Source organism: [Clostridium] clostridioforme AGR2157, assembly GCF_000424325.1.
Lineage (GTDB): Bacteria > Bacillota > Clostridia > Lachnospirales > Lachnospiraceae > Enterocloster > Enterocloster clostridioformis_A.
This window is the reverse complement of the sequence record NZ_AUJR01000122.1, coordinates 1-1,962: the sequence shown is the minus strand read 5'-3', so window position 1 is coordinate 1,962 and position 1,962 is coordinate 1. Positions and strand designations below refer to the sequence as shown.

Below are 1,962 nucleotides of genomic sequence, written 5' to 3'. Positions count from 1 at the left end.
GCGATTTCCTATTTGCCGGAATCGTGATTTCCACAAAAACGGAACTTTGATTTCCAATAGCCGGACGGGTGATGTACTTCACCCCGGAATACTCACTTTGGCGAGAGTATCTTTATTTAGAATTTCAGGATTATAGTTTACACTTAATATGTCATCTGTATTTATATTAGTAATAAACTGCGAAACAATTTCATCCCCAATTTCTTCTGGCAAAATTGTATGATTATAATTGGATTTTAATGGTTCTCCCCAATTTATAAGATGAACAACGTATTTTTCCAATATTTTTAACACTTTTTCAACAAACAAATCAGCGAGCATATCTACTGCGGATGTTTGAATGAAACCATGTGCACGACTTGTCGTTTCAACAAATTGTTCATTATCACCTTTTATTGAAATACGCCCCATAATTTCACGAGTTCCTAAAAATCTTTTCCATCCTTGTGCTTTTCTTTGATCAATACCAAAAAAATCCTGTCCTGGTTCTCCATAAGGATTAATTCTAAATCCATTTTTATATATAAATACTGAACCGTAACTTTTAGGAGTAACACCACCCATTTGACGGGTAAAATTTACTTTTGCACTTTGATTCAGGTAAAACACTGATATATGTATATTTTTTAATAATCCATATTTTCGATTTTTTTCTTTAACAGTAAATATGTACTTACCTCTGTCAGATAAGGTGCTAGTAATACTACGTCCATCTTCTGATATATTAACTTCTATATTGGTTGTTTTTATATTTAGCTTTTCAAATATATCGTTTTTAATTTTTCCATTTACAATATCACGATCTGGATTAATTTTCTTTCTTGAATCCTTACCATTTTCCTGATCTTTCTTATATTCCGCTAACAACTTCTCATCAGTTTCTTTTTCTGATGGAACAACCATTTCAATATCAAAAGGTAATTCGCCCTTATCAGCATCCGGACTAATCAATTTCATCAAAGAGCGTTTCAATTTTAGTAATGCATCCCTATCCCAAGTTTCTCTTAAATCACTTACAATGAGAGTTGTTCCCTTAAGAAAACCACTTGGAAGCTGGTTGGCTTGAGAATAATCCACTGGAATTTCTATAAATTCTTTTGTATCATCTAGCTCAAATCGATTCCAATTTACATCCACAACATGTGCTTGAATGTCTGCTTTTGTTTTTGTTATTAACTGTAATGATGCACCTAATCTGTCGCATGAAAAACGCCCCACTCCTTTGGCTCCCGCTACTTCACGTTTAATTTCTTCCCTAAAAGATGATTTTGATCTATTTTGTGGTTTCTTTTCCGAATATGCTACAAACAACCATTTTTGAATTATATCGTCGTATGTCATTCCACTTCCGTTATCAGAAATTATAATTTTTCCAACACCGTCATCGGAGACTAAATATGAGATTTTAACCTTACTAGCACCTGCATCGTATGAATTTTTTACCAATTCAAATACAGCAATGTATTTATCGCTAATCAAATCTCGACCAATCAAATTTTTCAATCCAGCACTTACCCTAAATGATAAGATATCATTCGCTTTAATCATCATTAAGCACCTCCAAAAGTGCTATTCCTATTTGTTCTGCAAATAGTGGTGGAACAGCATTACCCACCTGTGTATACCTTGGTACTTCTTTTTTTCTTCTTGCTCCACCCGATGTATATTTTCCTTTAAATTCATACCAATCTGGAAAACTTTGAATGCGTGCATGCTCACGGACTGTTAAAATCCTTGGTTCGCAATAATGTATTAACTCATCAGGGATAGATGTAATTGTCGGTGCCTGTGAATTTGGATCAAGAACTGTCACACCTCGACGATTTAAGCCTTCAACAATGTTATCATCTGGTGTAATTCTTTTCCCTATGGTGTTGTTGACCTCATAAATTATCAAAATACTGATTTACTTGCCTGTCTCTGAATTGACCTGTATACTGTCATCAGCATACAAAAAGGAAA

Annotated in this window: 2 protein-coding genes; both read right to left on the bottom strand. The window is 33.9% G+C overall.

Annotated features, from left to right (window positions below):
• Positions 1 to 78: 78 nt before the first annotated feature.
• Positions 79 to 1,551: an ATP-binding protein gene (locus tag G614_RS28940; RefSeq protein ID WP_049948121.1), complete on the bottom strand. Its 1,473-nt coding sequence runs from the start codon at positions 1,549 to 1,551 to the stop codon at positions 79 to 81.
• Positions 1,541 to 1,897 carry a DNA cytosine methyltransferase gene (locus G614_RS30840; RefSeq protein ID WP_242828208.1) on the bottom strand — a complete coding sequence of 119 codons (357 nt, stop codon included), beginning with the start codon at positions 1,895 to 1,897 and terminating at the stop codon, positions 1,541 to 1,543. The genes G614_RS28940 and G614_RS30840 overlap by 11 nt, the downstream gene beginning before the upstream one ends.
• Between the last annotated feature and the right edge of the window lie 65 nt (positions 1,898 to 1,962).